Origin of the sequence: Spirillospora sp. CA-128828 (assembly GCF_050945415.1) — a bacterium.
Classification (GTDB): Bacteria; Actinomycetota; Actinomycetes; order Streptosporangiales; family Streptosporangiaceae; genus Spirillospora.
Window position 1 is genome coordinate 5793920 of sequence record NZ_CP191986.1, and the last position, 25265, is coordinate 5819184.

The following is a 25265-nucleotide window of genomic DNA, read 5'->3' on the forward strand; positions in this document are numbered from 1 at the left end:
TCACTGGTCGCTTTCGGGGCCCTCCCCGCCGGTCAGGGCTGGGAGCGGCGGGATCGTCTCGGCGAGCCAGCCGTCCCGGTTCGCGGTGAAGTGGGGGGCGCCACCGGTCTCCCACCACGACCGGACCGCCGTGGTCGTCACCTGCCGCCCGGTCCGGCGGTCGGTGTACGACACCGGCCGCTCCCCCACGCGGCGGACCGTGGCCCGGCCCCGCTTGCAGCCGGCCGGGTAGTCGTTCCAGTTGATCCCGGCCTCGCGCCACAGCAGGTCCTGCATCTGGTCGGTGCTCACCCGGTGGAGCCGCTTGTGGGAGAAGTGCGCCTGCGCGGCCATCGAGATCGAGTTGCGCACGGCGTCGCGCTGCCGCCACAGGAAGTAGTTCGCGACCTCGACCGGGCTCGGGACGGTGAACACGCGGGCGTCGAACGTCGCCCCCTGGTCGGCCTCGTATGCCCGGTTGAACGCGACGGTGGCCATCGATGAGGCGATCGACACCATCTTCTGGACCACGCCGCCGAACCACGGCTCCGTCCCCGAGCCGGCGAAGTCGGTCAGCAGCACCGAGCACTCGTCGGACTGCGTGAAGGCGAACACCGCGCCGGACATCTCCCCGCAGAGCGCTTCGGCGACGGAGTCCATCGCGGCCATCACCGTGTCGTCGAACGGGCGGTCGGCGTGGTGGAGGAAGGTGTGGAAGGCGCGGCCGTCGACGCGGCAGATGGTGTACGTACGGCGCGGCAGGACGGTGCGGGTCGCCTGCTCGTACGCCTTCATCCGGTCGCTCAGCCCGGTGGGCTCGGGTGCGGCTTGCGTGGGCTCGGCCAAGGGTTCCTCCGTGAGTCGATCTCCTCCGCGATCAGCCGATACCGCCCGATCACGAAGACGGCCATTGTCTCGCGGTGGCGCCCGTGCCCGCGCCGTCTCCGCGGCCCGCGAGAATGGTGGGATGACGCGGGAGTCCGTTCTGACGCGGGCCTTGTCGATCTTCGAGGCGTTCGATCCGGACCATCCGGCGCTGTCGGTCTCGGAGATCGCGCGGCGGACGGGGCTGCACGTGGCGACGGCGTCGCGGCTCGTCGCGGAGCTCGTCGGGCACGGGCTGCCGGCGCGGGATGAGCAGGGGCGGGTGCGGGTCGGGATGCGGCTGTGGGAGCTGGCGTCCCGGGCCGCGCCGACGCTCGGGCTGCGTGAGGCGGCGATGCCGTTCATGGAGGACCTGCACGCCGTCATCGGCCACCACACCCAGCTCGGGGTGCTCGACGGGCGGGAGGTGCTGTTCGCCGAGCGGCTCTCGATGCCGAACTCCGTGATCAACGTGACGCGGGTCGCGGGGCGGCTGCCCCTGCACGCCTCGTCCAGCGGGCTCGTGCTCCTCGCGCACGCCTCGCCCGAACTGCTGGACGACATCCTGTCCGGCGAACCGGTCGCCTACACGGGCGAAACCGTCGTGGAGCCGCGTCGGCTGCGCGCCCTCGTGGCGGATAGAAAGCCGTGGTCGCCTGCGGACGCGGCAGCGATCGTCCCATGGTGGTGGTTGAGGTTGCCGCGTTCACGTCGGCGTTGACCCGAACCCACAGGCCACGCACAAGAAGACCGCTTGACTCTCACGGCTCTCCCCGGCGACATGCCCGCACGCATTACAGGTCTGCGACGTGTTACGCGGATCAATCTTCACGACGCGGACGGGCGCCTTGTCCTCCAGCCGCCGCACCAGAGCGCCCCACCCGTTGGCCAGGATGCCCCGGTTCAACCCGGCCTTCTGAGCCACGCGGCGGCCCGGCGCCTCCACCGAGCCCCGCGCAGACCGGGTCATCCCCACGATGTTGAGATCCTCGACGCCGATTACGGCGAACCGGCGGGCCAGGCCGGTGGAGGTCTTCTCGATCCAATCTTTGCGGCGGTCGGTCTCGCGGGCTTTCAGCCGGGCGATCGCGGCCCTTGACCCTGGCCCGCCGCTTGGAACCCGGCTGGGCGCGGGCGAGCCTGCGCAGGCTCGCCGCTGCCGGGTGCGGGGATGGGGTCGGGGATCGCGGCGAACGCGACATGCCAGTGCCCCGCCCGGTCCCGGGTGACACGGTAAGACTTGGCGGTGTCGGGGACGGGCCGGGAGCAGCGGAACCGCACCCACCCCACCTTCGGGACCTTCACCTGGCCGACCCGGCGGGACACGCGCCGCACGTCGCCGGGTTTGACCGCCACGATCCGGAACCCCTGATGACGTCCGGCCTTACGCCAGGTCGGGCGCCGGTGGGTACCGGCAAAGAAATTGCTCATGGCTTGATGGAAGTCCTCGAGCGCCTGCTGCTGCACCGTCACCGACCCGCCACGCAACCAGGCGAACGCCACCCGCGCCTGGGTGAACTGGCGGCACTGATCGGCGAACCCCGGCGCCGAACCGCGCCCCGGCCGCCACCAAGCGTGCTGCTCGACCGCCAGGTTCCACACGAACCGGGCATGCCCGGAAAGCTACCGACCACCACCGACAAAACCCGCAGAACATCGTGCGACGCCGTGGCGCGTCTCGCCGAGGCGTTCCCGCTTCGCGTGTTCCCGGACGCCGTCGGTCTCGGGACGGACGGCCGTGGAAACCTCCTCCCCTACGGCGACCACCTGTTCAACGCGTTCGGGCCGGTGAACGACCTGGTGGGGAAGGGACAGCCGCGCGTGGCCGAACTCTCGGGCTGGGTCAACGCCCAGTGCGCCCGTGACCGGCTTGCACCGGACGGGTTCGGCGCGCAGATCTGGGCGGCGGCCGACCGGGGCGACATCACGCACGAGCAGGCCCCGCTCGTCGTCCGGTCCCTGCTGTCGGCGGGCGTCGACACCACCGTCCACGGCCTCGCCACCGTCCTCTACGCCTTCGCCGTCAACCCGGACCAGTGGCGGCGGCTGCGGCGGAACCCGGCCCTTACCCGGACGGCGTTCGATGAGGCCGTCCGGTGGCAGTCGCCCGTCCAGACGTTCTTCCGCACCGCGGTCGGCGACCGGGAGATCGCCGGGACCGTGGTCCCGGACGGCCGGAAGATCCTCATGTTCCTCGGCGCCGCCAACCGCGACCCCCGCCGCTGGGACGAGCCCGACGCGTTCGACCTGTCCCGCGACCCGTCTGGCCACGTCGGCTTCGGCATGGGCATCCACCAGTGCGCCGGCCAGCACGTGGCGCGCCTGGAATCCGAGGCGCTCCTGACCGCGCTGGCCCGCCGCGTCCGGCGTATCGAACTCGCCGGCGCCCCGGTGCGCCACCACAACAACAGGCTGCGGGCCTGGAAGACCCTCCCGGTACGGGTCTCCTGATCAGAGCCGCACGTACTCGTAGTCGAACGGCTGCCCGTTGATCCCGTTGCGGGGCGGCGCGATCCAGCCGGCGATCTTGCCGCGCTCGTGCACCGGCCTCATCAGCGACCGGACGTGGGTCTTGTCGACCTCCGTCGGAAGCCAGGCGCCCTTGCGGCGCTCCCATTCACCGGCGTCGAGCACTTCGCCGTCCGGGCCCGCCTCGATGCCGGAGAACGCGCCGACCTTGCGGTTGAAGGCGACGCTGGGGAGGTAGAGCCGCTGCGGGAGGCCGGCCTCGGACAGGATCCGGTTCCACCGGTTGACGCCGCTCTGGCAGTCGGAGATGTACTCGCGGCGCAGGTCGGTGTTCAGGCCGGTGAGCGCGGCCACCTCGGTCTGGGCGATGGCGCCGTCGAGGAAGGCGTCCACCATGATCGCGTCGTCGGTGAGGCGGTGGTCGTCCTTGCGGCGGCCCTCCATCCACCGTCCCTTGAGCCCGGCCGTGTAGTAGTTGGCCACGTTGCTGGACGTCTCGGAGCCGAACAGGTCGAGCGAGACGGAGTAGTGGAAGTTCAGGTACTTCTGGATGACGTCCAGGGAGATCGCGCCGTGCGGCGTGACGTCGTCGGTGTCGTGCTCCTTCATGAGCTGGACGGTCCGCTCGACGACCCGGTCGATGCCCGTCGTGCCCACCATCATGTGGTGGGCCTCTTCCTTGAGCATGAACTCGCAGGTCCGGGACAGCGGGTCGAAGCCGGACTCCTTCAGCGTGCCGAGCTGGTACTTGCCGTCCCGGTCGGTGAAGTAGGTGAACATGAAGAAGGACAGCCAGTCGGGCGTCTCCTCGTTGAAGGCACCGAGGATGCGGGGCGACTCCTCGCTCCCGGAGTTGCGGTGTAGCAGCTCTTCGGCCTCCTCGCGCCCCTCACGTCCGAAGTAGGCGTGCAGGAGGTAGACCATCGCCCAGAGGTGGCGTCCCTCTTCGACGTTCACCTGGAACAGATTGCGCAGGTCGTAAAGGCTGGGCGCGGTCGCCCCCAGGTTGCGCTGCTGCTCGACGGACGCGGGCTCGGTGTCGCCCTGGATGACGATGAGGCGCTGCAGGTCCGCGCGGTACTCGCCCGGGACCTTCTGCCAGGCGGGCTCGCCCTTGTGGGCGCCGAAGCCGATGCGGCGGTCGCCGTCGCGTTCGGCCAGGAAGATGCCCCACCGGTAGTCCTTCATGGCGACATGCCCGAAGTGCGCCCAGCCTTCGCGGCCGACGTTCACGGCCGTGCGCAGGTACACCTCCTGCGTCGGCAGGGTCGGGCCCATCGACTCCCACCACGACAGGAAGTTCGGCTGCCACGACTCCAGGGCGCGCTGCAGCCGCCGGTCCTCGTGCAGGTCGACGTTGTTCGGGATCTTCTCGGTGTAGTCGGCGGTGGTCGCCATCGGTCAGACTCGCTTTCGGTCGAAGTCGGCGCGCTGCCCGGTGCCGTAGCGGCGGAGGGCGCCGTCGGGGCCGGACGCGTTCGGACGGGTGAAGATCCAGTTCTGCCAGGCGGTCAGCCGGCCGAAGATCTTGGTCTCCAGGGTCTCCGGGCCGGGGAAGCGGTAGTTGGCCTCCAGCCCGGTGAGGGCGTCCGGGCTGAAGCTCGCCCGTTCCTCGATCGCGATGCGGACCTCCTCGTCCCAGTCGATGTCGTCGGGCGCGAACGTGACCAGGCCGAGGCGCTCGGCGTCACCGGCCTCCAGGGGCTTGCCGGCCGCGTCGCGGACGGCGCTCAGGGCGTCGTCGTCGCCGAGGTACCGGGTGCTCAGCCGGGTGAGGCCGTTGCTCATCGGCAGCGGGCCGAGGTTCATCGCGTCCACGCTGATCGTGGCGGGGTCGGCGTCCGGATCGATGTCCTCGAAGACGCCCTCAAGGTGGTAGGTGCGGTCGGCGGCCAGCGCGACCTCCAGGAGCGAACCGGCGAAGCAGCTGCCCGGCTCGATCAGCGCGATGATGCTGCGGCTGGTCACGTCCAGGCGCTTCAAGGTCCGCTTGAGGTAGTGCACGATCTCGTTGGCGAGCCAGTCACCGGCGTTCTCGAGCAGCAGCCGGTCATGCGCGAGGACGTGCTCCGCCGTGCCGGTCGTGCGGAAGACCCAGGTGCCGAGTTCCAGCTCGTTGGTGCGCAGGTCGAGGATCAGGTCGTCCAGCTCGCGGGTCATGGCGAGCGTCCAGAAACCTTCATTGTGCAGGTCTCCGGGGGCCGCGTCCGGGCCCGCGATCGTGATCTCCACGGCGCCGGCTTCGCGGTCAAGCTTCGCCGACACGTGCCGGTAGGTGATGGAGGTCTCGGTGCGCTCCTTGCCGAGCCGCGTGAGCGCGATGCCCTCGGCGTCGTCCGGGCGGGACGAGCGGGCCGCCAGCTCCCTCGCGCGCTCGGCGACCGTCGTGTCCCACGCGGTGCGCGGGACGGCCTCGTCCACCAGGCGCCACGCGACGGCCTTCTTGCCGCCGAGCCCCTCGGCCTTGGTGGAGAAGTAGTCGGCGCGGTCACGGCGGACGTGCCGCTTGTCCGACACCCGGGTCAGTCCGCCGGTCCCGGGCAGTACGCCGAGCAGCGGCAGCTCCGGCAGCGACACCGCCGAGGAGCGGTCGTCCACGAGCATGATGTGCTCACAGGCGAGGGCCAGCTCGTACCCGCCGCCGGACGCGGTGCCGTTGACCGCCGCCAGGTAGGTCTGGCCGGAGTTCGCGGTCGCGTCCTCGATGCCGTTGCGGGTCTCGTTGGTGAACTTGCAGAAGTTGACCTTCCAGGCGTGCGGCGACGCGGCGAGCATCCGGATGTTGGCGCCCGCGCAGAAGATCTTGTCCTTGCCGCTGGTGATCACCACGGTGCGGACCCCGGGATGCTCGAACCGGAGCCGCTGAACGGCGTCGTACAGCTCGATGTCCACGCCGAGGTCGTAGGAGTTGAGCTTCAGCTCGTAGCCGGGGACCAGCCCGCCCTGTTCGTCCACCGCCATCGTGAGGGTGGCGACCGGGCCGTCGACGTCCAGGCTCCAGTGCCGGTAGCCGGACGGGTCCACCCGGAACTCCACATGCGGGGCGGTGCTCATGAGATGTCCTTCCGCCGGTGTCGTCTCCACCATGTTCCACAAGTTTCGTTCAATACGTCAAGAGTTTGTAGCATATCAATCTCCGGCGCCGCCCCCGGGCGGGGGCGGCCCCGGGGCGGATTTCAGGGTGCGGCGAGCCTGGTCGCGGCCATCTCGCGGACGGCGAAGCGGCGCAGCTTGCCGGTCGGCGTCGTGGGCAGCCTGTCCACGATCAGGACCTCGCGGGGACGCTTGAACGACGCGAGTCCCGCCCGGCAGAACTCGATCAGCTCCGCGGGCTCCGCCGACGCGCCCTCCTTGAGGACGACGCAGGCGATCGGCTTGTCGAGGCCGTCGGCGTCCGGAAGCCCGACGACGGCGACCATCGACACCGCCGGATGCTCGAGGAGCCGTCCCTCCACCTCCGCGGGCGACACCCAGATGCCGCCGGCCTTGAGCATGTCGCCCGTCCGGCCGAGGCAGGTGTAGTAGCCGTCCTCGTCCACCACGTAGGTGTCGCCGGTGCGCAGCCACTCCCCTTGGAAGACCTTGCGGGTCGTCTCGGTACGGCACCAGTAGCCCGTCGCGATCGACTCGCCCTTCACGAGCAGCGAGCCCGGCGTTCCCGGCTTGACCTCGGTCCCGTCGGCGTCCACGACCCGCAGCTCGTAGCCGGGCACCGCGGTGCCCGTCGTCCCCGCGCGGACCTGCCCCGGACGGTTCGACAGGAAGATGTGCAGGCACTCCGTCGAGCCGATCCCGTCGATGATCTCCACGCCGTACCTCTCGGTGAAGCGGCGGCACAGCTCGGCCGGCAGCGGCTCGCCCGCCGACACCGCCAGCCGGACGGACGCGAACGCCTCCACCGGAACGTCGGCGTTCAGGATCGCGGCGTAGAAGGTGGGAACGGCGAAGAACAGCGTCGGACGGTACTCGGCCAGCCGCTCGGCCACCGACGCGGGCGTCGGGCGGTCGGGGTCCAGGATCGTCGTGGCGCCGACGGCGAGGGGGAAGAACAGCGAGTTGCCGATCCCGTAGGCGAAGAACAGCTTGGCGACCGAGTAGCAGCGGTCCTCGGGGGTGATCCCGAGGACCTGGCGGCCGTAGGTCTCCACGACGTGCCGGATGTTGGCGTGCCGGTGCATCGCGCCTTTCGGCTTGCCCGTCGTCCCCGAGGTGTAGAGCCACAACGCGCTGGAGTCGTCCGAGGTCATGTAGGGCTCGCTCAGCTCACCGCCGTGCGCCCGCCCCTCCTGGACCAGGTCCTCGAACGGGCTCACCTGCACGCCCGCGGGAGCCCGGAGCGTCGCCTCGCCCTCCACCACCACCCGCCCGATGCCGGGGGCGTGCGCGACGGCCGACTCGGCGGCGACCGCGAACCGGTCGCTGACCAGCAGGACCCTGGCGCGCGCGTCGTTCAGCAGGGCGGCCAGCTCGGCGCCCGTCAGCATCGTCGACACCGGGACCGGGACGGCGCCGAGCCGCATCGCCCCGAGGATCGCGGCGGCCATGAGCGGGCCGTCGGCCATGAACAGGACGACCCGTTCCTCGGCGCGCAGGCCCCACCGCCCGAGCCCGGCGGCGATGTGCCCCGCGAGCTCGGCGAGCTCGCCGTAGCTGAGATCGCCGCCCGGGCCCGTCAGCGCCGTCCGACCGGCGGTGTCCGGCCGGAACGCGGTCTGGAGCAGGTACTCGGAGGCGTTGAACGTGTCGGGCGGGACCGGGGCGGTCGCCGTTTCAGCGGTCATCGGGGTCTCCCCTCGCCGGGAACCGTGCCACTAATGCTCTACAGAGACAAAACGCTAGTCAAGAGACTTGTGGAATGATGGACGTTCACGCGGGAAACCCGCACGGAACCCGTCCGGACTCGCGCGATACTGGACAGCGTTCCATGGACGGTCGCGCCCCAGAAGGGCCCAGAAGGAGGAGCACATGGCCCGAACCGGCGACGACGCGGCGCACCCCGAGCCGAGGTTCCGGCGCCGCCGCGAACTCGGCGCGGCGAGCGCGCGGTCGCTGCTGCTGACCGTGCTCGGCGAGTTCGTCCTCCCCGCCGGCGAACCGGTGTGGACGGCGACGTTCCTGCGCGCGCTCGGGCTGCTCGGCGTCGAGGAGAAGGCCGTCCGGCAGGCGCTCGCCCGCAGCGGCGGCGAAGGCTGGCTCGCCGGGGAACGGCACGGCCGGCGCACCGCCTGGCGGCTCACCCCGTCCGGCGAGCGGCTGCTCACCGACGGCACCGAACGGATCTACGGCTTCGGCGGCCCGGTCGGCGAATGGGACGGGCAGTGGCTCATGGTCCTCGCCACCGTCCCGGAGACCAGCCGCCGGCTCCGTCATCTGCTGCGCACGCGGCTCGCCTGGAGCGGCCTCGGCAACCTCTCCCCCGGCGTGTGGGTCAGCCCCCACCCCGAACGCGAGCCGGAGGTCCGGGAGGTCCTCGCCGAGATCGGCGTCGCCGGCACCTCCACCCTGTTCGTCGGGCGGCTCGGCGACCTGTCCGAGGCGCGGAGGGTGGCCCGGCAGGCATGGGACCTGGACGAGATCGAGCTCGCCTACGAGGACTTCCTCGACGCCGTCCGCGCGCTGCGTCCCGCCGACGATCCCGGGACGTTCGCCGCGCACACCAGGCTGGTCCAGGAATGGCGCCGGTTCCCGTTCCTCGACCCGGCCCTCCCGGCGGAGCTGCTGCCGGACGACTGGAGCGGCTCGCAGGCGTTCGCCCTCTTCCACGAGCGCCACGACACCTGGCGCCCCATCGCCGACCGCCAGTGGAAGGCGACGAACATCTGACGGCGTCGTCGCCCGATCAGATCTTCGGGGACAGTCTCAGCAGGTTGACCGTTCCCTCGGCGACCACGCGGCCCTTCTCATCGGTGATCGTCGACTGCCAGGTCACGTGGTCGTCCACGCGGTCGACCGGGCGGGCGCGGGCCACCAGCCTGCCGCCGCGCACGGCCCGGACGAACCGGGTGTGGTTGCTGACGCCGACGACCCGGTTCCCCAGCCCGACCGTGAGCGCCGCGCCGACGCTGCACACGGTCTCGGTGATCGCGCAGTAGACGCCGCCGTGGACGATCCCGTACCCCTGCATGAGCTTGTCGGTGACCTCCAGCTCGGCCACGACCTCCCGGTCGGACGCCTCTGTCACCAGCAGGCCGAGCGTCTCGTCCAGCGGACCCGCGTAACCGGCGCGTTCGACCGTCATCCCCAGAAGCTATACAGCCGCCGAAACCACCGTCAACGGCCCGTCGAACCTGCTGAACGTGTGTAGGAGGCGCCTCTTCGGGAAGTCGGCAAGGGGCTGGCGCCGTGGAGGGGAGGTCCTGGAATGGGCAGTTTGGTCGGACGGAACCTGCTCGCCGGAGCCGAACCCGACGTCGCCGCCGACGCGGGCTATCCCGACGCCCCTCCCCGCATGGGCTTCTTCACCGACACGTCCGTGTGCATCGGCTGCAAGGCGTGCGAGGTGGCCTGCAAGGAGTGGAACGCGATTCCTGAGGACGGCCTGGAGTTCACCGGGATGTCCTACGACAACACTCAGGGGCTAGGCGCCGACACCTGGCGGCATGTCGCGTTCATCGAGCAGGACAAGCCCATGGGGAACGCCGAGTCCGGCGTCGACCACGGCGACGCGCCCGGTGACACCGACCTCCGCTGGCTGATGGCGTCCGACGTGTGCAAGCACTGCACGCACGCGGCCTGCCTGGACGTCTGCCCCACCGGTGCGCTGTTCCGCACCGAGTTCGGCACGGTCGTCGTCCAGGAGGACATCTGCAACGGCTGCGGCTACTGCGTGCCCGCCTGCCCGTACGGGGTCATCGACCAGCGTAAGGACGACGGCCGCGTGTGGAAGTGCACGCTGTGCTACGACCGGCTCGGCGCGGGCCAGGAGCCCGCGTGCGCGAAGGCGTGCCCGACCGACTCCATCCAGTACGGGCCCTTGGACGAACTGCGCGAGCGGGCCGCGATGCGGGTCGACCAGCTTCACGACCTCGGCGTGGAGGACGCGCGCCTCTACGGGCACGACCCGGACGACGGCGTCGGCGGCGACGGCGCCTTCTTCCTGCTGCTGGACGAGCCGGAGGTGTACGGGCTGCCACCGGACCCGGTCGTCACCACACGCGACCTGCCGTCCATGTGGAAGCACGCGGGCGTGGCCGCCGCCGCGCTGCTCGGCGGGCTCGCCGCCGTCTTCGCGGCGCACGGCCGTGAGGGGGCCTGACGGTGAGCACGTCCGATGTCGGCAAGGAAGGCGTGCGGGGCGCGAAGCCCGGCCGCGACGCCCAGGTGGGCAAGGGGCTGCATCGCCGTGAGGGGCGGCAGGGCGGACGGCGCGGCGAGAAGGCGATGGTGCCGGAGGCGGAGTTCACGTCCTACTACGGCAAGCCCGTCCTGAACCCGCCCGTCTGGAAGGCACGCGACGTCGCCGCGTACCTCTTCCTCGGCGGCCTGGCCGGCGCCGGCTCGGTGCTGGCGGCCGGCGCGCAGCTGACCGGACGTCCCGCCGCCGCGCGGGCGCTGAAGGTCTCCTCGCTGCTCGCCCTCGGCGGGTCCACCGCCGCGCTGATCCACGATCTCGGACGGCCCGCACGGTTCTTCAACATGCTTCGCGTCATGAAGCCGACGTCGCCGATGAGCATGGGGTCCTGGACGCTGGCCGCCTACGGTCCGGCGGCGGGCGCCGCCGCGGTGCTGGACGTGACCGGGCTGTTCCCGCGGCTCGGCCGGGCCGCCACTGCGGTCGCCGCAGCGCTCGGCCCCGGCGTCGCCGCCTACACCGCCGTACTCGTCGCCGACACAGCGGTGCCTGCCTGGCATGAGGTGCACCGAGAACTGCCGTTCGTGTTCGTCGGTTCCGGGACGGCGGCCGCGTCCGGAATGGCGCTGGTCGCGTCGCCCGTCCGCGAGACCGGCCCGATGCGGACGGCCGCCGTCGCGGGGACGGCCCTGGAGGTCGCCGCGGCCAGGCTGATGGAACATCGAGCCGGGCTCGCCGCCGAGCCGTACAAGGTGGAGAAGGCCGGCCGGCTCATGCACGCGGGCGAGATCCTGTCGGCCGCGGGCGCCGCCGGGGGCGCCCTGCTCGGCGGGCGGAGCCGCACGGCGGCGGCGCTCAGCGGGGCGGCGCTCTTGGCGGGCTCGGCCTGCACGCGTTTCGGCGTCTTCCACGCCGGCATGCAGTCGGCGAAGGACCCCAAGTACACCGTCGTTCCCCAGCGTGAGCGTCTCGCCGCGCGCGGCTGACGACGCGCCCGGGCGGCTCGCATATCCCGCCTTCCGTGGGGCAGATCACACAAGTCAGGCCCCGCACGGCGTCACATTCGGGGGTGTCCGACGCATCTTCCTCTGTAGCGGCACGGAGGGAATCGGAGGCGGCATGGACAGCGTGGCAAGACGGTTCGACCTGACGATGTTGTACGCCGCATATGACGCGTTCCGCCGCGACGCCGCCGGGCTGGAGGCGGCGGGACGGACCGGCACGGGCCTCGACGGTGCGGCGACCGCGAACAGCTGGTCCCTGTTCACCGGCCACTGGCGCCTCCAGGACCACGCGGAGAAGGCCGCCTTGTGGACGGTCATGTACGCCAAGGACGCCGGTGCGCCGGGGCGGGTCGGAGTAGTCCTCGACGCGATGGCTCTGCAGGCGGTGAAGGTCGTTCCCCTCATGGACGGCGTGGACGCGGCGCTGGAGCACCACGACCGCTCCGCGTTCGCGCAGTACACAGGGGATCTGCGCGCGTCCGTCGACGCCCTCCTGGACTTCAAGGAGTCGAACGTCCTGCCGCTGATCCAGGAGACGCTCACCCCGTTCGAATGGGGCACCTTCGACGTGGAGTTCCGCCGCGAACTGGGCCTGCGCGGCCTCGGCGTCTTCCTTCCCTGGCTGCTGGACGGCGCCCCCGCCGCCACCGGCCGCGCGGTCCTGCGGCTGCTGCCGCCGCCGATCCGGCTCTGCTACCGGGCCCACTGGCGTCCCCGCTACCAGCGCGGCAGCCGCCTCACCGCGCCCGCCCACTGAGGATCCGCGGTGTGACGCGGTGCACACCGCGCCGATGTCACATCCGTCCGCATTGATTCGGTCTTAATCCCAGAAGCGCGGCATGCCCAGAGCGCGATGGAGGGATGTTGACGATGGCGGGGATGAGCACGCCCGGTGGGGCGCGGGCCGGCACCAGGAGGCCCCCGAGGGCCGTGGACGGCACGGCACGGGCCCTGGACGAGCGGTTCGGCACCACCGGTTTCGCCCGCAAGGCGCTGAAGAAGGCGTTCCCGGACCAGTGGAGCTTCCTCGTCGGCGAGATCGCGATGTACGCGTTCGTGATCATCCTGCTGACCGGGGTGTACCTCACGCTGTTCTTCAAGCCGAGCATGCACGAGGTCGTCTACAACGGCTCCTACACCAAGCTGCGGGGCGTGGAGATGAGCGAGGCGTACGCCTCCGCCCTCAAGATCAGCTTCGATGTGCGGGGCGGGCTCCTCGTCCGGCAGATCCACCACTGGGCGACGCTCATCTTCATGGGCGCGATCCTCGTGCACCTGCTGCGCAACTTCTTCAGCGGCGCGTTCCGCAAGCCCCGCGAGCTGAACTGGCTCATCGGGATCGCCATGTTCATGCTCGTCATGCTGAACGGGCTGTTCGGCTACTCGCTGCCGGACGATCTGCTGTCGGGCACAGGCCTGCGCATCCTGGAGGGCGTCACCGCTTCGATCCCGCTGGTCGGCTCCTACGCGGTGATGTTCCTGTTCGGCGGGGAGTACCCGGGCACCGACATCATCCCGCGCCTGTACATCATCCACGTGCTGCTGATCCCGGGCCTGCTCGCGGCCCTGATCCCGCTGCACGCCATCGTGCTGACCTGGCGGCAGACGCACACCCAGTTCCCCGGCAAGGGCAGCTCGAACACCACCGTCCGCGGCTACCCGTTCTTCCCGGTGTTCATCGCCAAGACGACGTCGCTGTTCCTGTGGGTGATGGGCATCACGACCCTGCTGGCCGCGTTCGTCCAGATCAACCCGATCTGGCTCTTCGGGCCGTACGACCCGGGCGCGATCAGCTCCGGATCACAGCCCGACTGGTACATGGGCTGGCTGGAGGGCGCGCTGCGGATCATGCCCGCCTGGGAGATCAACGCGTGGGGCCACACCGTCGCGCTGAGCGTGGTCGTGCCGGCGCTCGTGGTGCCCGGGCTGCTGTTCACCGGGCTCGCCGTCTACCCGTTCCTGGAACGCTGGGTGACGGGCGACCACCAGATCCACCATCTGCTGGACCGGCCGCGCGACGTCCCCGCCCGCACCGGCATCGGCATGGGCGGCGTCGCCTTCTACGGGACGCTCTGGCTCGCCGGCGGCAACGACGTGCTCGCCGACCGGTTCGACGTCCCGCTGTTCTTGACGACCTGGTTCTTCCGCGGCGCGATCATCCTCGGGCCGGTGCTGACCTACGCCGTCACCTACCGCCTCTGCGTCGGCCTGCAGCGCCGCGATCTGGCGCTCGCCCACCACGGGCTGGAGACCGGGATAATCCGCCGGTCGCCGGACGGCGGGTACAGCGAGGCCGAGCGGCCGCTCCCGGACGAGGCGATCGCCGCGATCACCGACTCGCGTCCCGCACCGGCCGTCGACCTGGACGTCCCGCCGCCCGTCGGCGACGTCGAGAGCCCGCGCGGCAGGACGGTCGCCGGCCGCGTCCGCGCGGCCCTCAACCGCCGCTTCCGGGCCGACCTCGCCGTCGTCCCCGAGCGGTCCTCCGACACCCGGTCCGAAGAGCGGGAGGCAGTGCCGGCCGGGGCCCGGAAAGAGATCAGCGCTCGAAGAGGAGACGAATGACCGGACCGGCCGCGGCCACGGGATCGTCGCCGAGGGCGGGGGGCAGCGCGCCACTCAGCCACAGGTGGGAGAAGCCGTGCACGATCGACCAGGCGGCGATCGCGGCCGTCCGGCCGTCCTCCGGGCGGCCCGCCGAGACGTCGCGCACCCCCTCGGCGAGGACCCGGCCGGCACGCGCGCGGGCGGCGCTCAGGCCGGGGTCGTCGCCGCGGTAGAGCGCGGGGGTGAACATGACCTCGAAATGCGCCCGGTGGCCGGCGGCGAAGCGGACGTAGGCGAGACCGACATCGTGCAGGTCGCCGCCGGCGGCTTCCAGAGCGTCCGCGAACAGGGTGTAGCCCTCCGCCGCGACGGCCGTGAGGAGGCCGGTCTTGTCGCCGAAGTGGTGGGCGGGAGCAGCGTGCGACACCCCCGCGCGGCGCGCCAGCTCGCGCAGGCTCCAGGTCGCCGGACCCGACTCGGCGATCGCCTCGACGGCGGCCGCCATGATCACGTGCCGCAGGTTCCCGTGGTGGTAGCCGTCGCCGCTCATGCGGGAATCCTATCTTGGCATTGACAAGTTCCGGCGGCCGGACGGCGTCCGGGCGCACGGCCGTCAGTCGGCCTCTTTGCCGAACTCGCGGAGCCGGGGCAGGTCGATGACGGTGATCTTGCGCCAGCCCGTGCGGATCAGGCCCTCGCGGCGCAGGCCGTTCAGGGCCCGGGCGACGGTCTCCCTGGACGCGTCCATCCAGCTCCCGAGTTCCTCCTGGGACAGCGGCGGCCCGATCTCGATCGACCCGTCCGCCGCGGGCGGGACGTGGTGGAGCGAGCGTTCCGCGAGGTCGGCGAGGAGGGCCGCGAGGCGCTGCGGGCCCCGGCTCGTGACGTGCGCCGTCAGCCGCCGGTCCGAGTCGTCCATGCGCTGGACGAACGTTCCGGTGACGAGCATCCACACGGCCGGATGCGCGTCCAGGAAACCGGTGAAGCGGGCCGCGGGCACGACCAGCGCGCGGATCGGCGACAGCGCGGTGACGGTCGCGGCCCGCGGCCGGCCGCCGAGCACCGCGCTCTCGGCGAGCAGGTCGCCGGGGCCGCGGACGGCCAGCACCACGTCGTGACCGTCCTCGGTGGACGAGGTCACCTTGGCCCAGCCCCGCTCGATGATCATCACATGGTCGGACTCGTCGCCCTGATACACCAGGGGCGCCCTGACCGGGAACGTCCTCGGACGGGCGGCGGCGCGCAGGGCGGACCGCTGCGCGGAGTCGAGCGCGGCCCAGAACGCGGGAGGCGGGGAGGACGCCGCGTACGGTGCCAACAGCCGCCTCCTTTTCCCAGGGTCATCTGAACTGTAAACCCGGGGCGCGTCACTTGGGGACGGCGATGAGCCGCAGCGCCAGCCCGGTGAAGACGGTCCCGCTGAAGAGGTTCAGGCCCCGCGCCACCCGGCGGCTGCGCCGCAGCAGGTTCGCGAGCCGGCCGGAGAGCAGGCCCACGGAGGCGTCCACGGCGAGCCCGATGAGGACGAGCGTGATCCCGAGGACGAGGAGCTGCATCATCGGGTGCCCGAGGGAGGGGTCCACGAACTGCGGCAGGAAGGCGATGTTGAAGAGGATCACCTTCGGGTTCAGCAGGTTCGTGAGGACGCCCTGCCAGAACGCGCGGAGCCGCCCCGGGCCGACGACGGCCGTGCCCTCGCCGGTCTCGCCGCGGTCCCGGAACGCCTTCACCGCGAGATACAGCAGGTAGGCGGCACCGGCCCAGCGCAGGACGTGGTACAGCGCGGGCAAGGCGGTGAACAGGGCGGAGAGCCCGAGCGTCGCGGCGATGGCGTGGGTGAGAGCGCCGGTCGCGACGCCCACGGCGGCCATCACCCCCGTGCCGGGACCGCCGCGTCCGCCCATCGCGACGATGAACATCATGTCGGGCCCGGGGGTGAGGCAGAGAGCGACGGCCGCGACGACGAACGCCGCATAGAGAGAGGTGTCCACCATGCCGGAATCATGCGACACCAGTGGGCCCGACCGCGAGTCTTTTTCCAGGTCGGCCCGTTGCCGGAGGGCGCCGGGCCGCACGGGAGCGGTAGGCGGTGGGGGTCTGCCCGTAGGCGGCGCGGAACGCCCGGCTGAAGGCGGCGGCGTCGGGCAGGCCCCACCGGTTCGCGATCGCGCCGATCCGCTGCGCGCCGAGGAGGGGGTCGCCGAGCTCCCGGCGGCAGTGTTCGAGGCGGCGGGTGCGGATATAGCGGGCGACGGTCGTCCCGGTCGGCCGGAACACCCGGTGCAGCTGGCGGACGGAGATGTGGTGCGCCGCGGCGATGTCCGCCGGGCAGAGGGACGGGTCGTGCAGCCGCGCCTCGATCCAGTCCTGGATCGCCGGCAGCGTCTCCGCCCCCTCATCCGCCTGGTCATGACCATGGTGGGCCGAGCTGTCAACGAGCGTGGGCATGACGCTCCTCCGGTCGGCGGGCGGGGTCTCGGACGCCACCGCAAGGCTTCTATGGCCCGTCAGGAAGGTCAATGAGCGAGTCAGCACGAGGCTGCGCACGAGCTTTGGCACTCGCCGCCAAAGCCCGGGCACACGGCGGCAGGACCGTCGCCCCGCACCGGACCACCGTGGCCAAAAGTGGACTATTACGGCAATTGCGACAATTGACGCCTCGGGCGCACGTCCGCGCGGCGCCTCATCCCGAATCGCCGGGAATGCGACCGAGACGTGATGCGAATCCCCCACGAAACGTCAAAGAAATGGATAGTCTCCCAGCGATAACTTTTGGTTGAGTAAGGAAATCTGGGAGCACACGCCGCATGGACGCTGCCAACCGGGCACAGGTCATCACACGGTGGGGGGCCATCGCCTTCATGGCGGCCGCGGTCCTGACCGCCACCGCCGGTGGCTTCGCCCAGTCCTATGCCGGGCTCTACCACTGGGCACTGGAACACGGCCTGCGGGGCTGGAAGGCCGAGTCGTTCCCCCTGCTGGTCGACCTGTTCATCATCGTCGGGGAGCTCGGCCTCTTCCTGCTGGCCGTCGACGCCTTCGTCCTGCGCCGCCGGGCCCTGCTGAGCTGGCTCGACTTCTGCCTGCCGCTGACCATCGCCCTCGCGGGCTGGACGGCCAGCCTCATCTTCAACGTCGGGCACGTCGGCCACAAGACGTTCTCCTACCAGGCGACGGCCGCCGTCCCGCCGATCGTGTCGATGCTCGGCCTGTTCGTCCTGCTGCGCACACTGCACAGGTACGTGTCCGACAGGGACGAGGACGAGCCCAAGCAGCCCGAGCCGCAGACGCGCGCGATCGCCGGGCCGGTCACGCTGAACCAGATCACGCTGATGCCGCTGCGGAACACCGGCCCCTTCCCGCAGATCCAGGTCCCCGGATACTCCGGCAAGGCGATCGAGTCCGGCGCCGAGGCCAAGGCCGACGCCCCCGCCGAGTCCACTTCCGGTGCGTCCACCCAGGCCGCGGCTCCGGCCGCCGCCCGGGCGCCCGAGGCGCCTGCGCCGGCCCCCGCTCCCGCCCCGGCGCCCGAGCCGGAACCGGAACTGGCCGTCGTCAGCGCCGCCACGCGCGGCAGCCTCAACGGACGCAGCTCCTACGGCTCCACCATCGAGGAGCCCGCGCCCGCGGTCCCCAACCCTGAGAACCTGCGCTCGATCGTCATCGACATCCTCGAACGGCGCCACGGGGACGTCGCCGGGACGCTCGCCGAGGTCAGGGCCGAGGGCTACAGCTGCGACGAGGCCGAGATCCAGCGGATCAGCGACAACCACTGGTTCCCGTACGCGGTGTACCGGCTGCTCGCCAAGCACCACGGCGACGGCGAGATGGTCGCCGCGGAACTGACCTCGCAGGGGATCGTCTACGACCAGGCGACGCTGGACGCGCTCGTCCAGTCCTGGCGGGTCTGACCCCGCCGCTCCGCGCGTTCCGGACCGGCCGCCCCCTCCATTGCGGGCGGCCGGTCTTCGCTGTATCGGCGTGATCACGCTCCGTCCGTGCGACGCTGGGGACACCAGCGACGCCGGGAGAGCCGATGAAGACGCGTCTGGCAGCAGTGGCCGCGGCCGCCGCCCTCGGCGGAGCCGCCCTCGGGTACCTGATCGCCCCCTCGCCCGGGGACGCCTCCGCCCGTCCCGTGGCCCACGAGACCGCGAGCGGCACCTTACATCTCGCGCTGAACATGCCGGCCGGCGACCGCGCCAAGGCGGCCTCGCTCGGCTACGACCTGTTCGACGTCGACCCCGACGCGGACGAGATCGCGTCCCTCCCGCAAGGCGGGCGGGCGCTGCTCTGGGTCGGCAACACGACCTGCGGCGGCTTCCAGCAGGAGAGCGCCTCCGCCTTCGTGGACACCGTGAAGCGGTTCGCCGGGAACGACCGCGTCTACGGCTGGTACCTGTCCGACGAGCCGAACCCGGACGAATGCCCGGGAATCGTCGACGAGATCCGCCGGCGCGCCGACATCGTCCACCGGTACGCACCCGGCCAGAAGGCGTTCGCGTCGCTGACCGACTGGCCGATGCGTCCGCTCAAGCCGTCGGCCACCCACCTCGACCTCATCGGCCTGGACCCCTACCCGTGCCGGACGGACGGCAAGGGCTGCGACCTCGACGCGATCGACACCATGGTCGGGCAGGCCGCCCGCGCCGGCTTCCCCCGCGGCATGATCGTCCCGGTGTTCCAGACGTTCGGCCAGTCCTGCAACGACGGCGAGCGGAACTGGCGGCTGCCGGACGAGGCCCAGCTGCGGTCCATCCTCCGTCGCTGGGACCGGCTCGTGCCACGGCCGGCGTTCGACATCAGCTACTCGTGGGGCCGCCAGGACGCCTGGGCATGCCCGGCTCTCGCCGACGCCACCGGGCGGGGCGGCGCCCCCGACCTCCAGTCCGTGATGAAACGCCACAACCTGCGCCGGACCCGGCCCGCCCTGCCGCCTGGCCGCACGCCGACGCCGACGGCCTCCACGAAACCGCCGGCGTCGCCCGGCCCTTGCCCGGGACCCGCCTCGCCCTAGTCCTGGTCGCGCTGCTGTTCCTGGGACGGATCGGTCCGCAGCCGCGCGTGCAGCCCGCCGTCCACGCGCAGGACGTGCCCGTTGAGCTGCGCCGCCGACGGGGACGCCAGGAACAGCGCCGCGTCCGCGACCTCCTCCGGCGAGGTCGTGCGGCCGGCCGGGATGTCGGTCGCCGACCGGATCTCCCCGACGACGCTGGCCGGCGCGATGCAGTTCGCGCGGATGCCGAGCCCGCCGAGTTCCACGGCGATCGCCCGGCTGAGCGCCTCGATGCCCGCCTTGGTCACGTCGTAGGCGCTCTGGTTCTCGTGCGCGCGGGACCCGCCCGGCGACGACATGCTGACGATCGCGCCGCCCCGTCCGGCGTCCCGCCAGTACCGGACGGCCCGCACCGACAGCAGGTACGCCGAGCGGAGGTTGGCGGCGATCACCGCGTCCCAGACGCCGGCGTCGATGTCGATGAACGGGGTGCGCAGTTCGGTCATCGCGGCGTTGTTGACGAGCACGTCCAGGCCGCCGTCCTCCCGGAGCCTTTCGAAGACGGCGTCGGCGACGTCCTCGCGGGCCAGGTCGCCGGGCATCGTCGTCACCCGCGGATCGTCGCCGTAGACCTTGAGCCCGCCGGCGTCCACGTCCACGGCGAGCACGGCGGCGCCCGCGTCGGCGAAACGCCGCACCAGCGCGCGGCCGATCAGCCCGGCGGCGCCGGTGACCAGCACCCGCTCCCCCGTGTAGTCGAACTGGACAGCGCTCATTCGGCCGGGGCCTCCCTCACCTGGGCGACGATCTGCGTCGGGTTGACGAACATCAGGGCGATGACCAGCAGCACCGCGGACAGCGCCATGTAGATCACGGCCATCGCGTCGATGGCCTGGGCGGCGCGGATCCCGGGCGTGAACGCGGCGCTGTACAGCGCGACGATCAGGGTCTGGCTGTCGGCGTCCGCCACCAGGAACGTCAGCTCGAACATGGCGACGGTCCGGACCAGCACCAGGATTCCGGCGGCGAGGATGCCGGGCAGCAGCAGCGGCACCAGCACCCGCGTGAACACCTGCCGGGTTCGGGCACCGCACATCCGCGCCGCGGACTCCACGTTCGTGTCGATCTGCTCCACGAACGGCGTCATCACGAGGACGACGAACGGCAGCGCCGGGACGAGGTTCGCCAGCACGACACCCGTCATCGTCCCGGCGAGATGCACCTTGTACAGGACGGTCGCGAGCGGGATGCCGTAGGTGATCGGCGGCAGCAGCACCGGCAGGAGCAGCAGGAACATCACGATCCGCTTGCCGGGGAAGTCGCGCCGCGCCAGCGCGTACCCGGCGGGGACGCCGATCAGCAGCGACAGCGCGACGACGATGAGCGTGATCTCCAGCGTGACTGTCAGGACGTCGCCGAGCGCGAACTCGTCCCACGCGTCGGAGTACCAGGCGCTGGTGAAGCCCTGCGGCAACCACCCGGCGAACCACTTCGTCCCGAACGAGTTGACGACCACGGACAGGATCAGCGCGGCGAGGTTGACCAGGAAGAACGCGACGAAGGCCCAGACGAGCCAGCCGCTCAGCCCGCCCTTCGGCAGGCCCCTTCTCGACAGGCCCCGCGGGCGGGACACGGCGGTCATGATCCCTTACCTCCCATCGCCGGGCCGGTGTAGAGGCGGCCGCGCAGCAGCAGCGTGACGGAGATGACGAGCAGCTCGAACACGCCCATCAGCACGGCGATGGTCGAGGCCATCGAGTAGTCGTACTTCTCGAACGCCGCCTGGTAGGCGGCGATCGCCATCACCCGCGTCTCGCCGGCCGGTTCGCCGACGAGGTTCGCGGACGGGAACACCGAGAACGCCAGCACGAACGCCAGGACGAACGTGGTGGCGAGGCCCGGCGCCAGGAGCGGCAGGATGACCCGCCGCATCCGCTGCCAGGGCCCGGCGCCGAGCGTGGCGGCGGCTCGCTCCAGCGTCGGGTCGATCCCGGACATGTAGGCCAGCACCAGCAGGAACGCGAACGGGAACCCGGTGATGAGCAGGGAGAACAGCACGCCCCAGTAGTTGTAGATCAGCCGGACGGGCTCGTCCACGAGGTGGAGGTCGAGCAGGACCCGGTTGAACCAGCCCTTGGGGCCGAGGTACCGCAGCAGCCCGTCCGCGACGAGGACCGTGCCGAGCGTCACCGGCAGGACGAGCAGCGCCGTCAGCAGCCGGCGCCCCCGGAACCTGCCCCGCAGCCGGTAGGCGATCGGCACCGACGCGCCCACGTTGATCAGCGAGGCGGGCAGCGCGAGCTTGAGCGTCTTCCACACGGTGTCGCGCTGGTAGGAGTCGCGGAAGAAGTCGGCGTAGTTGGCGAAGGGCCCGCCGCCGTTCTTCGGCTGGAGCGACAGCCCGACCCCGTACATCATCGGGTAGAGGAACAGCAGGCCGACGACGAGGACGGCGGGCAGCAGCAGGAGCAGCACCCGGTCCACGCCGCGTTCGGCGAGCCGGTGCCGCAGGCCGCCGCGCCGGGGCGCCGGCGCCTCGGGACGGACGGGAGCCTCAACCGCCATCTCGCGCCCCCGTCCCGCCGAGCGTCTCGGCGGTGGACACGTCGAGTGCCTCGGCCGCGTCCCGCACGCTCTCATCGAACACGAGCACCCGCTCCGGCTGGACGGTCAGCGCCACCCGCTCCCCCGGCGCGATCCGCTCCGGGGACCGGAAGTGGACGACGCGGCCGTCGTCGGTGACGCCCTCGGCGGCGACCTCGCGCCCGTGGAACTCCGACACCTCCACGCGGACCGTCAGGAGGTTCTCCCCCTGCGCCGCGTCCGGCGGCCCGGCGACGTGGAAGTCCTCGGGCCGGACGGCCGCGACCGCCCGCGCCCCGCCGACCGGCTGCCGGCTCACCCCGGTCAGGTGCGGCCCGTCCGGCTCGCCGAGCGTCGCCGTCCCGTCGCCCGCCGAGACGACGGGCAGTTCCAGCAGGTTCCGGTAGCCCATGAACCCGGCGATGTAGGTGCTCGCCGGGTAGGTGTAGACCTCCTCGGGGGTGCCGATCTGCTCGATCCGCCCGGACCGCAGCACCACGACCCGGTCGGCGAGCGCGAGCGCCTCCTCCTGGTCGTGCGTCACGTACACGGTGGTCAGGCCGAGCGTCTGGTGGATGCGGCGGATCTCCGTGCGCATCTGGATGCGGAGCTTGGCGTCCAGGTTGGACAGCGGCTCGTCCATCAGCACCAGCTTCGGCCGAAGCACGATCGCGCGGGCGATCGCCACCCGCTGCTGCTGGCCGCCGGACAGCTGGCCGGGCAGCTTGTCCGCGTGCTCGGTCAGCTCGACCGTGCGCAGCGCCTCGTCCACCCGGCGGGCCGTCTCCGCCTTCCCGACGCGCCGGACCGACAGCCCGAACGCGACGTTCTTGCGGACGGAGAGATGCGGGAACAGCGCGTAGTTCTGGAACACCATCCCGAAGTCGCGCCGCTCCGGCGGCAGGGTGTCGATGCGCTCCTCGTCCAGCCAGATCGCGCCGTCCGACAGCGGCAGCAGGCCGGCCAGGCAGTTCAGCGCGGTCGACTTGCCGCATCCGGACGGCCCGAGCAGCGCGATGAACTCGCCGCCCTCGATCCGCAGGTCGAAGCCGCTCAGCGCCGTGGCCTTGCCGAACCGGCGGGTCACGCCCTCCAGCCGCAGATGCCCGAACGCCGCGCGCGAGACCCTTTCCGGCGCGGTCTCCACCGTCATGACTTCTTGACCTTCTGACCGCCGATCTCGCGGTCCCAGCGGTCGAACGCGGCGACGAGGGCCTTGGCGTCCAGCGGCGGCGCCTTCGGGTTGCCGGCGATGAGCGAGTCGTACTCGGGGCGCCCGTACTCCTTGATCGCCTGCTGGCTCTCCGCGGGCGCCATGTCGAGGGTCACGCCCTTCACGGCCGGGCCCGGGTAGAAGTAGCCCTTGTCGTAGGTGATCGCCTGCTGCTTCGGCTGGAGCGCGAACTTCATCAGGTCGAGCAGGACGGCGAGCTTCTCCCCCGACACGCCCTTCGGGACGACCATGTAGTGCGCGTCGGTGACCCAGGTGAAGCCGTCCAAGGGCTGGATCTTGACGTCCTTCGGCACCTGGCCGAGCACGCGCGGGTTGATGTCCCAGCCGGTGGTGCTGAGGATGATGTCGCGGGTTCCCTCGCCCAGCTCCTTCATCGTCTGCGTGGTGCCGGTCGGGTAGTACTCGATGTACTGGTCGAGGTCCTTGAGGTACTTCCAGGTCTTGGCCCAGCCGTTGTTCGGATCCTTGGGGTCGGAGTCCTTGAGGATGTAGGGCAGGCCCATCAGCCATGTGCGCCCGGGCCCGGAGTTGGACGGGCGCGCGTACTCCAGCTTCTTCGGATGGGCCTTCGCCCACGCCAGCAGCGCCTCGGCCGTCTTGGGCGGGTCGGCGACCTTCTTCGGGTTGTACTCCAGCAGGGGGCCCGACGGGTAGTAGGTCACGACGACGCCCTTGCCCTGCGCGAGGTCCTGCATCTTGGACGCCGGCTCCAGGTACTGCGACTTCAGGTCCGGCAGCTTCGCGGAGTACTTGCCGGCCAGGTCGACCCACAGGTTCTGCTCAAGGCCGGCTGACAGGCCGTCCGTGCCGGTCAGCACGAGGTCGATGTCGAGGCGCCCGGCGTCCTGCTGCGCCTTGACCTTGCCGGCCAGCTCGGGCGCGGTCGCCTTGGTGTAGGTGACCTTGCTGACGAGCTTCGGGTGCTCCTTCTGGTAGTTCTCGAAGATCTGCTGGGTGAGCTGGAGGTTCCCGGCGACGTCGATGATGTTCAGGGTGACGGGCTTGGACGGCAGCTTGACGTCCGCCGCGGCCGGTTCGGAGGCGGACTTCCCGCCCGAGTCGGGCGCCCCGCAGGCGGCCAGCAGCAGGCCGGCGGCGGTCGTGATCGTGAGGAGGGCGGATCGGGGGGTTCTCATGGGGTGGGTCCTCCTGGCGGGACATGCGGTCCCACGGGCAGGGCCGGATCACACCGGCCCGGTGGTGCCTCGGATGAGGAGTCGGGTCGCCAGCGCGGAGGCCGGCGGCGGGGGAGGCGCCTTCGACGCCCCGGGGTCGAGCATGGTGTGCATGGCGGCGGCCGCCGCCCGGGACAGCGCGTTGACGGGGTTGGCGACCGTGGTGAGGGGTGGATTGGTCATCGACGCCATCGGGACGTCGTCGAACCCGACGATGCTGAGCCCGCCGGGCGACCCGGGCTCGCCGGGCACCGGGACGCCGCGCGCGGTGAGCCGGGACAGCACCCCGAGCGCGACCAGGTCGTTGTAGCCGAACGCCGCGGACACGCCCGCGGCGAGCACCTCGTCCGCGGCCCGGTACCCGCCGGTGAACCGCGGCTCGTAGGGGCCGAGGTCCACCAGTTCGATGCCGCGTTCCGCGCAGGCGGCGCCGAGCAGCCTGCGCCGCTGCCGGTTCGACCACGAGTTGGGCGGGCCGGCCAGGTAGGCGCACCGGCGGTGGCCGAGCGCGTGGACGTGCGCGACCGCCTGGTCCATGCCGGGCTGGAAGTCCAGCAGGACCGACGGCGCGTTCCGGCTGGTCCGGTTGGCGAGGACCACGGTCGTCCTGGCCGCGACGGCGCTCAGCCGCGTCCCGGACATGCGGGGGGCGCACAGGATCAGCCCGTCCACCCGCTCGATCATGGCCTCGGCCAGCCTGATCTCCGTCGCCGTGTCCTCGTCGGTGTCGGCGAGGAAGACGGCGAACTCGGTGTCCCTGAAGTACGCCTCCACGCCCTTGATGAACGGCGCGTAGAACGGGTTGGCGATGTCGGGGACGATCAGCCCGACGTTGCGGGTCCGCCCGAGGACCAGCGACTGCGCCGCGCGGTTCGGCTGGTAGCCCAGCCGCTCGGCGCATTCGAGCACGCGCCGCCGGGTCTCGGCGTTGACGAGCTCAGGGGAGTTCAGCGCGCGCGAGACCGTGGAGGGCGACACTCCAGCGAGGTTCGCCACGGCCCGGATCGAGGCCCGCGGGCCGTCGGCGCCCCGCCGTCCGCCGGCGGGGGCGCCGTCCGCGCCCGTACGGTCCGCGCTCATGCCGAGAATTATGAAAACGTTTGCGGAACAGTGTCAATAGGCG

At 71.5% G+C, this 25265-nt stretch carries 26 protein-coding genes; 9 read left to right on the top strand and 17 right to left on the bottom strand.

From position 1 onward, the window contains the following. Entirely contained in the window at positions 1–825 is an 825-nt protein-coding gene (locus ACQPXG_RS28170) for a tRNA(His) guanylyltransferase Thg1 family protein (protein ID WP_433462132.1), read from the bottom strand. A 121-nt stretch (positions 826–946) separates the two neighbouring features. Here ACQPXG_RS28170 and ACQPXG_RS28175 point away from each other — a divergent pair, with 121 nt between their 5' ends. Then, complete coding sequence (locus ACQPXG_RS28175; RefSeq protein WP_433462133.1) at positions 947–1564, top strand: IclR family transcriptional regulator; 618 nt, start codon at positions 947–949, stop codon at positions 1562–1564. Here the strand turns inward: ACQPXG_RS28175 and ACQPXG_RS28180 are convergent. After that, positions 1550–1813 (bottom strand): zinc ribbon domain-containing protein, encoded by a 264-nt coding sequence (locus ACQPXG_RS28180; RefSeq protein WP_433462134.1) that lies wholly within the window; start codon positions 1811–1813, stop codon positions 1550–1552. The genes ACQPXG_RS28175 and ACQPXG_RS28180 overlap by 15 nt on opposite strands. Before the next feature lie 104 nt (positions 1814–1917). Continuing rightward, entirely contained in the window at positions 1918–2445 is a 528-nt protein-coding gene (locus tag ACQPXG_RS28185) for a hypothetical protein (protein WP_433462135.1), read from the bottom strand. Positions 2446–2511: 66 nt separating this feature from the next. On the opposite strand from ACQPXG_RS28185, the gene ACQPXG_RS28190 reads away from it, so the two are divergent. Further along, positions 2512–3294 (top strand): cytochrome P450, encoded by a 783-nt coding sequence (locus tag ACQPXG_RS28190; RefSeq protein ID WP_433462136.1) that lies wholly within the window; start codon positions 2512–2514, stop codon positions 3292–3294. On the opposite strand, the gene boxB is transcribed toward ACQPXG_RS28190, so the two are convergent. From boxB to ACQPXG_RS28205, 3 genes are all read right to left on the bottom strand, one after another. Then, positions 3295–4710 (bottom strand): benzoyl-CoA 2,3-epoxidase subunit BoxB, encoded by a 1416-nt coding sequence (gene boxB, locus ACQPXG_RS28195; RefSeq protein ID WP_433462137.1) that lies wholly within the window; start codon positions 4708–4710, stop codon positions 3295–3297. Positions 4711–4713: 3 nt separating this feature from the next. Continuing rightward, a complete protein-coding gene (boxC, locus tag ACQPXG_RS28200) occupies positions 4714–6366 on the bottom strand; it encodes a 2,3-epoxybenzoyl-CoA dihydrolase (RefSeq protein WP_433462138.1) in 1653 nt (550 codons plus the stop codon). Between the two features lie 122 nt (positions 6367–6488). Continuing rightward, a complete protein-coding gene (locus tag ACQPXG_RS28205) occupies positions 6489–8093 on the bottom strand; it encodes a benzoate-CoA ligase family protein (RefSeq protein ID WP_433462139.1) in 1605 nt (534 codons plus the stop codon). Between the two features lie 184 nt (positions 8094–8277). On the opposite strand from ACQPXG_RS28205, the gene ACQPXG_RS28210 reads away from it, so the two are divergent. Further along, positions 8278–9135: a PaaX family transcriptional regulator gene (locus ACQPXG_RS28210; RefSeq protein WP_433462140.1), complete on the top strand. Its 858-nt coding sequence runs from the start codon at positions 8278–8280 to the stop codon at positions 9133–9135. Positions 9136–9151: 16 nt separating this feature from the next. Here the strand turns inward: ACQPXG_RS28210 and ACQPXG_RS28215 are convergent, their stop codons facing one another. Further along, positions 9152–9550 (bottom strand): PaaI family thioesterase, encoded by a 399-nt coding sequence (locus ACQPXG_RS28215; protein WP_433462141.1) that lies wholly within the window; start codon positions 9548–9550, stop codon positions 9152–9154. Positions 9551–9760: 210 nt separating this feature from the next. Between ACQPXG_RS28215 and ACQPXG_RS28220 the strand changes: the two genes are divergently transcribed. The 4 genes from ACQPXG_RS28220 (at position 9761) to qcrB (ending at position 14172) form a co-directional block, all read left to right on the top strand. After that, on the top strand, positions 9761–10567 hold the full coding sequence (locus ACQPXG_RS28220; RefSeq protein ID WP_433470065.1) for a 4Fe-4S dicluster domain-containing protein: 807 nt from the start codon (positions 9761–9763) through the stop codon (positions 10565–10567). A gap of 2 nt (positions 10568–10569) precedes the next feature. Beyond that, complete coding sequence (gene nrfD, locus ACQPXG_RS28225) at positions 10570–11589, top strand: NrfD/PsrC family molybdoenzyme membrane anchor subunit (RefSeq protein ID WP_433462142.1); 1020 nt, start codon at positions 10570–10572, stop codon at positions 11587–11589. 133 nt (positions 11590–11722) lie between these two features. Next, the gene (locus tag ACQPXG_RS28230; protein ID WP_433462143.1) at positions 11723–12364 is read left to right on the top strand and encodes a hypothetical protein; all 642 of its coding nucleotides are present in this window, start codon (positions 11723–11725) and stop codon (positions 12362–12364) included. A gap of 122 nt (positions 12365–12486) precedes the next feature. After that, positions 12487–14172 (top strand): cytochrome bc1 complex cytochrome b subunit, encoded by a 1686-nt coding sequence (qcrB, locus tag ACQPXG_RS28235; RefSeq protein ID WP_433462144.1) that lies wholly within the window; start codon positions 12487–12489, stop codon positions 14170–14172. Here the strand turns inward: qcrB and ACQPXG_RS28240 are convergent. From ACQPXG_RS28240 to ACQPXG_RS28255, 4 genes are all read right to left on the bottom strand, one after another. Further along, positions 14147–14704 (bottom strand): TetR/AcrR family transcriptional regulator, encoded by a 558-nt coding sequence (locus ACQPXG_RS28240; protein ID WP_433462145.1) that lies wholly within the window; start codon positions 14702–14704, stop codon positions 14147–14149. The genes qcrB and ACQPXG_RS28240 overlap by 26 nt on opposite strands. A gap of 63 nt (positions 14705–14767) precedes the next feature. Next, positions 14768–15472 (bottom strand): Crp/Fnr family transcriptional regulator, encoded by a 705-nt coding sequence (locus ACQPXG_RS28245; protein WP_433462146.1) that lies wholly within the window; start codon positions 15470–15472, stop codon positions 14768–14770. 49 nt (positions 15473–15521) lie between these two features. Continuing rightward, complete coding sequence (locus ACQPXG_RS28250) at positions 15522–16148, bottom strand: LysE family translocator (RefSeq protein WP_433462147.1); 627 nt, start codon at positions 16146–16148, stop codon at positions 15522–15524. 7 nt (positions 16149–16155) lie between these two features. After that, positions 16156–16602: a helix-turn-helix domain-containing protein gene (locus ACQPXG_RS28255; RefSeq protein WP_433462148.1), complete on the bottom strand. Its 447-nt coding sequence runs from the start codon at positions 16600–16602 to the stop codon at positions 16156–16158. Positions 16603–16961: 359 nt separating this feature from the next. Here ACQPXG_RS28255 and ACQPXG_RS28260 point away from each other — a divergent pair, with 359 nt between their 5' ends. After that, positions 16962–18065 (top strand): DUF2637 domain-containing protein, encoded by a 1104-nt coding sequence (locus tag ACQPXG_RS28260; RefSeq protein ID WP_433462149.1) that lies wholly within the window; start codon positions 16962–16964, stop codon positions 18063–18065. A 125-nt stretch (positions 18066–18190) separates the two neighbouring features. Beyond that, positions 18191–19171 carry a hypothetical protein gene (locus tag ACQPXG_RS28265; RefSeq protein WP_433462150.1) on the top strand — a complete coding sequence of 327 codons (981 nt, stop codon included), beginning with the start codon at positions 18191–18193 and terminating at the stop codon, positions 19169–19171. On the opposite strand, the gene ACQPXG_RS28270 is transcribed toward ACQPXG_RS28265, so the two are convergent. The 6 genes from ACQPXG_RS28270 to ACQPXG_RS28295 are packed head-to-tail and all read right to left on the bottom strand — an operon-like array spanning position 19168 to position 25222. After that, positions 19168–19926, bottom strand: coding sequence for an SDR family NAD(P)-dependent oxidoreductase (locus ACQPXG_RS28270; protein ID WP_433462151.1), 759 nt, complete (start codon positions 19924–19926; stop codon positions 19168–19170). The two genes, ACQPXG_RS28265 and ACQPXG_RS28270, sit on opposite strands and share 4 nt — an antisense overlap. Continuing rightward, a complete protein-coding gene (locus ACQPXG_RS28275; RefSeq protein WP_433462152.1) occupies positions 19923–20792 on the bottom strand; it encodes an ABC transporter permease in 870 nt (289 codons plus the stop codon). Before ACQPXG_RS28275 ends, ACQPXG_RS28270 begins: the two co-directional genes overlap by 4 nt. Further along, entirely contained in the window at positions 20789–21715 is a 927-nt protein-coding gene (locus ACQPXG_RS28280) for an ABC transporter permease (RefSeq protein ID WP_433462153.1), read from the bottom strand. The genes ACQPXG_RS28275 and ACQPXG_RS28280 overlap by 4 nt, the downstream gene beginning before the upstream one ends. Then, on the bottom strand, positions 21705–22886 hold the full coding sequence (locus tag ACQPXG_RS28285) for an ABC transporter ATP-binding protein (protein ID WP_433462154.1): 1182 nt from the start codon (positions 22884–22886) through the stop codon (positions 21705–21707). The genes ACQPXG_RS28280 and ACQPXG_RS28285 overlap by 11 nt, the downstream gene beginning before the upstream one ends. Further along, positions 22883–24103 (bottom strand): extracellular solute-binding protein, encoded by a 1221-nt coding sequence (locus ACQPXG_RS28290; RefSeq protein WP_433462155.1) that lies wholly within the window; start codon positions 24101–24103, stop codon positions 22883–22885. The genes ACQPXG_RS28285 and ACQPXG_RS28290 overlap by 4 nt, the downstream gene beginning before the upstream one ends. A gap of 48 nt (positions 24104–24151) precedes the next feature. Continuing rightward, on the bottom strand, positions 24152–25222 hold the full coding sequence (locus ACQPXG_RS28295; protein WP_433462156.1) for a LacI family DNA-binding transcriptional regulator: 1071 nt from the start codon (positions 25220–25222) through the stop codon (positions 24152–24154). Positions 25223–25265: the final 43 nt, after the last annotated feature.